The sequence below is a fragment of the Longimicrobiaceae bacterium genome, from assembly GCA_035936415.1.
Lineage (GTDB): Bacteria > Gemmatimonadota > Gemmatimonadetes > Longimicrobiales > Longimicrobiaceae > JAFAYN01.
In genome coordinates, this window is the sequence record DASYWD010000494.1 from 1 (window position 1) to 6267 (window position 6267).

At 74.4% G+C, this 6267-nt stretch carries 2 protein-coding genes; both read left to right on the forward strand.

Annotated features, from left to right (window positions below; genetic code table 11):
- The coding region (locus VGR37_19980) for an amino acid adenylation domain-containing protein (protein HEV2149690.1) at positions 1-2564 on the forward strand (2564 nt) is incomplete at its 5' end.
- A 235-nt stretch (positions 2565-2799) separates the two neighbouring features.
- A partial coding sequence (locus tag VGR37_19985) for an amino acid adenylation domain-containing protein (protein HEV2149691.1) occupies positions 2800-6267 on the forward strand: 3468 nt, incomplete at its 3' end.

A 6267-nucleotide genomic window follows, 5' to 3' on the forward strand; every position in this document is an offset into this window, starting at 1 on the left:
CCCCCGCGCTCCTCACCGGCGCCGGCGCGCTCAGCTACCGCGAGCTGGACGCGGCCTCGAACAGCCTGGCCCGCGCGCTCCAGGACCTCACCGCGGTGCGGGGGAAGACCGTCGCCATCGTCGCGGACCGCGGCGCGCCGCTGGTGCAGGCCGCCTACGCCGTGCTGAAGGCCGGCGCCGCCTACGTGCCGCTGGACCCGTCGCTCCCCGCCGACCGCTGCGGCTACGTCCTCGCCGACTGCGAGGCGGCGGCGGTGCTCGCGGAGGAGCGCCATGCCCGCGCGCTGGAGTGGCCCGCCGGGCTCCCGGTGCTCGCCATCGAGGACGCCGCCGCCTCCTGGGCCGCGCACCCGGTGGAGGAGGAGGCCCCCGTCGAGCCGTCGGAGCTGGCCTACCTCATCTACACCTCGGGCTCCACCGGGCGCCCCAAGGGGGTGATGATCGAGCACTCGGGCGCGGTCAACACCATCGTGGACGTGAACGAGCGCTTCGGGGTGGGCCCCGCGGACCGCGTCTTCGGCGTCTCCTCCTTCGGCTTCGACCTTTCCGTGTACGACCTGTTCGGCACGGCCGCGGCCGGCGCCGCGCTGGTCTACCCGGACCCGGAGCAGCACCTCAACCCCTCGCACTGGCTGGACGTGGTCCAGGCGCAGGGGGTGACCGTCTGGAACTCCGCCCCGCCGCTGGCCCTCCTCCTGGTGGAGACCGCGGAGGCCCGCGGCGCCACCCTGCCGGAGCTGCGGCTGGTGATGATGAGCGGCGACTGGATCCCGGTGGACCTCCCGGACCGGATCCGCCGGGTGGCGCCGGGCGCCCGCGTGGTGAGCCTGGGCGGCGCGACCGAGGCCTCCATCTGGTCCATCTGCTACGAGATCGGCGAGGTGGACCCCGCTTGGCCGAGCATCCCCTACGGCTACCCCATGCAGAACCAGCCCTGGCACGTGCTGGACGAGTGGGGCCGCCCCGCGCCGGACTGGACGGCGGGGGAGCTGTACATCGGCGGGGACGGGCTGGCGCGCGGCTACTGGAACGACCCGGAGAAGACCGCCGCCGCCTTCGTGCGGCACCCGGCCACCGGCGAGCGCATCTACCGCACCGGCGACGTGGGCCGCTACCTCCCGGGCGGGGTGATCGAGTTCCTGGGCCGCAGGGACTCGCAGGTGAAGATCCAGGGGCACCGCATCGAGCTGGGCGAGATCGAATCGGTGCTCGCCGCCGACCCCGCGGTGAGCGCGGCAGTGGCCGCGGTGCAGAAGTCCGCCACCGGCGCCGCCCGGCTCGCGGCCTACGTGGTCCCCGCCCCCGGGGCCGCCCCGGACACCGCCGCGCTGCGCGCCGCGCTCGCGGCGAAGCTCCCGGAGTACATGGTCCCCCGCGACGTCCGGACGCTGGACCGGCTCCCGCTCAGCGCGAACGGCAAGCTGGACCGCAACGCGCTCCCCCCGCTGGACGAGCAGCTGGCCGCCGCGCGCACCGGTCCCGCGCGCGAGCCCGCCGACGAGACCGAGCGGCGGCTCCTCGCCGTCTGGCGCGAGGTGCTGAAGCAGGAGGCGCTCTCCGTCACCGACGACTTCTTCGAGGTGGGCGGCCAGTCGTTCGAGGCCGTTCGCATCATCGGCGCGGTGCGCGAGATGTTCGGCGTGTCGCTGTCGCTCGGCTCCATCTGGCAGGAGCGCACGGTGGAGCGCGTCGCCGCGCTCGTCCGCGAGGGCGACGTCCACGCGCACGCCGACCCCCTGGTGGAGCTGCGTGCCGGGGGCGCCCACGCGCCCCTCTTCCTGGTGCACCCGGCCGGTGGCCACGTCATGTGCTACCGCGGCCTGGCGGGGCTCCTCGACCGCCCGGTGCACGCCTTCCAGGCGCCCGGGGTGGACGGGCGGGAGGCGCCGCTGGACTCCATCGCGGCGCTGGCGGAGACGTACGTGGCCCGGCTGGAGGAGGTGCAGCCCGCGGGCCCGGTGCGGCTCGGCGGCTGGTCGTCCGGGGCGCTGATCGCCTTCGAGATGGCCGCGCAGCTGGAGCGGCGCGGGCGGACCGTGGCCGGCGTCGCCATGATCGACTGCCCGGCCCCCCACCCCGGCCCGCCGGTGGACGACGCCGTGCTCCTCGCCTGGTTCCTGGAGGACCTGGCGCTGGACCTCCCCGTGGCGGAGCTGGTGGCGTCGCTGGACGGGAGCGCCCCGGACCCGCGCGCCCAGCTGGAGCAGGTGGCGCGCACTCTCCGCACTTCCGGCCGCGAGCTGGGCCTCGACCTGGATCAGCTCACCGCCATCTACCGAGTCTTCCTGGGAATCGTGCGGGGGAGCCGCCGCTACGAGGGCGCCCCCGTCGCCGCCGACCTCCTCGTCGTCCGCGCCGCCGACGGCGTGGTCAGCGAGTTCGCGGGGCACCCCTCCGCGCACACCCCGGACTGGGGGTGGCGGGCGCTCACCTCGGGGACGGTCCGCAGCGAGCGCTTCCCTGGCACGCACTACACCCTGCTCTCCGACGCGACGGTCGCCGGCCTGGCCGGCACCATCGAGGGCTGGCTCCTGGCGGGCGAGACCGAAGCGGTGGTGGCGTGAGGGCGGGTACGGGTGTCTCGCGTGGGGTCGGCGGGGGGAGGCTCCTCCGGCGGTGCGTAAACTCGCCCGGCCTCTGGGGTGGCCGGGGTGACTGCGCGGGCTCACACAGACGCACCGCCTGCGGACCCTCCCCCCACCTCCCGGCCAGCATCCCCGGTTCGTCCGGGGTCGGCATGAAACCGCGGCCGGAAACCGGCCTGAACACGTTCGATCGGAAGATCACCTGGAGAACACGATGGAGCAGCTTCTTGCGGAACTGAACAGGCGCGGCGTCAAGCTCAGGCTGGAGGGCGAAGAGCTGCGCGTGAGCGCCCCCGCGGGGGCGCTCACCGGAGAGCTGCGCCAGGCGCTCAAGCTGAACAAGGAGCAGATCCTCCACCTCCTCCGGTCCACCGGCGCGCGCGTCGAGGAGGCGCTGCCGCAGGTGGAGCCCGACCTGGACGGCCGCCACGAGCCCTTCCCCCTCACCGACCTGCAGCACGCGTACTGGCTGGGGCGCGACAGCGGGATGGAGATGGGGGACGTCGCCACCCACCTGTACGTGGAGCTGGACTGCGAGGGGCTGGAGGTGGAGCGGCTGAACGACGCCCTCTGCCGGCTCATCGACCGGCACGACATGCTCCGCGCGGTCGTGGGCGGCGACGGGACGCAGCGCATCCTCCCCACGGTGCCGCGCTACCGGATCGCCGTGGAGGACCGCTCCGCCGCCTGCCCCGAAGAGGGCGAGCGCGCCGTCCTGGCGGCGCGCGGCGCGCTCTCGCACCAGGTGCTCAGGGCGGACCGCTGGCCGCTCTTCGAGGTCCGCGCCACCCTCCTCCCGGCCGGGCGGCTGCGGTTGCACGTCAGCCTGGACCTGCTGATCCTGGACGCCTGGAGCATCTTCCTCTTCTTCCGCGAATGGTCCCGGCTCTACGAGGACCCGGACGCCGCGCTCCCGGGGGTGGGGATCTCCTTCCGCGACTACGTGCTGGCCGAGAAGCGCCTGGAGGACACCGAGGCGTACCGCCGCGCGCACGCCTACTGGATGGAGCGGGTGGACACCCTCCCGCCCGCCCCCGAGCTCCCCATCCGTCCCGACCCTGCGGCTCGCCGCGCGCCCCGCTTCAGCCGCCGCGAGGCCCGGCTGGAGAGCGCGCGCTGGCAGCCCCTCAGGGCGCGGGCGCGCGAGCACGGGCTGACCCCCTCGGGGCTCCTCCTGGCGCTGTACTCGGAGGTGCTCGCCCGCTGGAGCGCGACGCCGCACTTCACCCTGAACGTCACGGTGTCCAACCGTCTTCCGGTGCACCCGGACGTGAACAACCTGCTGGGCGACTTCACCTCGGTGGTGATGCAGGAGGTGGACGGACGCGACCGCGGGCGCACGCTGCTGGAGTTCGCGTGCGACCTGCAGCGGCAGTTCATCACCGACCTGGAGCACCGGGAGGTCAGCGGCGTCGCCATCATGCGCGAGTGGGCCCGGCGCCGCGGCCTGTCGCGGCAGGCCACCATGCCGGTGGTGTTCAGCAGCGGGCTCATCTGGAGCGGCGACGACGAGGTGGGCGACCTGGAGCAGTTCGGGACCAAGGTCCACAGCATCAGCCAGACCTCGCAGGTGTGGCTGGACCACCACGTCATGGAGCTCCAGGGCGACCTGGTCTTCATCTGGGACGCCGCGGACGCGGTGTTCGAGCCCGGCGTGCTGGACGCCATGTTCGCCTCGTACTGCGACCTGATCGACCGCCTGGCCGCCGACGACTCGCTCTGGGACAGCCGGGACCCGGTCGCCCTCCCGGCGGAGATGCAGCGCCGCCGCGTGGATGCCAACCGCACGGCGGACGTGGTCCCGCGGCGGCGCCTGCACGCCGGATTCGTGGAGCGGGCGCTCCAGGCGCCGGACGCCCCGGCCGTCTTCGCCCCCGAGCGCACCCTGAGCTACGGCGAGCTGCTGGCCGAGGCGTGTGCCGCCGCGGACTGGCTGATCGACCAGGGAGTGCGGCCGGGCGAGCCGGTGGCGGTGCTGATGCGCAAGGGGTGGGAGCAGGTGGTGGCCGTGTACGGCGTCCTCCTGGCCGGGGGCGCCTACCTCCCCGTCGACGCGGACCTCCCCACCCGCCGCCAGCTCGACCTGCTGCGGATCGGCGAGGCGGCGCAGGTGCTCACCCAGCCGGGCGTCCTCCGCGAGGAGGTGGCCGCCGCGGGGTACCCCACCCACGAGGTCCGCGCGGGCGCCCGGGGGCGCTACGGCCCCGCCCACGCGCGCTCGCTGGAGGCGCCGCTCGACGAGCTGGCCTACGTGATCTTCACCTCCGGCACCACCGGCGTGCCCAAGGGGGTGATGATCGACCACGGCGCCGTGGTGAACACCAACGAGCACGTCAACCGCCTCTTCGGCGTCGGCCCGGCGGACCGGGTGCTGGGGGTGTCGTCGCTCAGCTTCGACCTTTCCGTCTACGACATCTTCGGCCTGCACGACGCGGGCGGGGCGCTGGTGCTCCCCGACCATCGCAAGGGCCACGACCCGGTGCACTGGCGCGAGCTGATCGCCCGGCACGGCGTCACGCTGTGGAACTCCGCTCCGCAGCTCATGCGGATGCTGATGGACAGCTTCCTGGGCGGGGAGAGCGAGCCGGCCACGCTGCGCACCGTGCTGCTGAGCGGCGACTTCATCTCGCTGGACCTCCCGGACCGCATCCGCGTGCGCTACCCGCGGGCGCAGGTGGTCAGCCTGGGCGGAGCCACGGAGGCGTCCATCTGGTCCATCTATCACCCGGTGGGCGCGGTGGACCCCGCGTGGGCCAGCATCCCCTACGGCCGGCCGCTCCCGAACCAGGAGATCTGGGTCCTCGACCACGCGTACCGCCCCTGCCCGGACCACGTCCGCGGGCGCATCCACATCGGCGGGATCGGGCTGGCGATGGGCTACTGGCGCGACGCCGAGAAGACCGCGGCGCGCTTCGTCACCCACCCGGAGACCGGGGCGCGCCTGTACGACACCGGCGACCTGGGGCGGTACGCGCCCGACGGCAGCGTCGTCATCCTGGGGCGCGACGACGGCCAGGTGAAGATCCGCGGCCACCGCATCGAGCTGGGCGAGATCGAGGCCGTGCTGCGGCAGCACCCGGAGCTCCGCGAGGCGGTGGTGCTCGCCACCGCCGGCCCCGCCGAGGGCCGGCAGCTCGCCGCGTACGTGGAGCCCGCCGCGGGCTTCATGCCGGACCCGCAGGCGCTCCGGGACCACCTGGGCGAGCGGCTCCCCGACTACATGGTGCCCCGCCACGTGGTGGTGATGGAGCGGATCCCCGTCTCCGCCAACGGCAAGATCGACCACCGCGCGCTCCCCGAGATCGCCGAGGAAGCCGGCGAGGGCCGGGCCGAGCGGGTCCTCCCGCGGACCGCGGCCGAGCAGGCGGTCCTCGACGCCTGGTGCGGCGTGATCGCGGGCGTGGAGATCGGCGTCACCGACAACTTCTTCGAGCTGGGCGGCGACTCCGTCCTCGCCACGCAGCTCGTGCGCGAGCTGAACGCCGCGCTCCCCGGCTTCGAGCTGGAGATGCACGAGCTCTTCGAGTGCCTCACCGTGGAGGCGCTCGCCGCGCTGTACGAGAGCCGCGTCGGCGGGACCGCGGCCGCCTCCGGCTCCGGCGCGGACGAGGACGAGGCGGTGCTGGCCGACGTGCGCGCCGCGGCGGAGCGGATCGCGGCGCTGGACTTCGCGCCGCCGGCC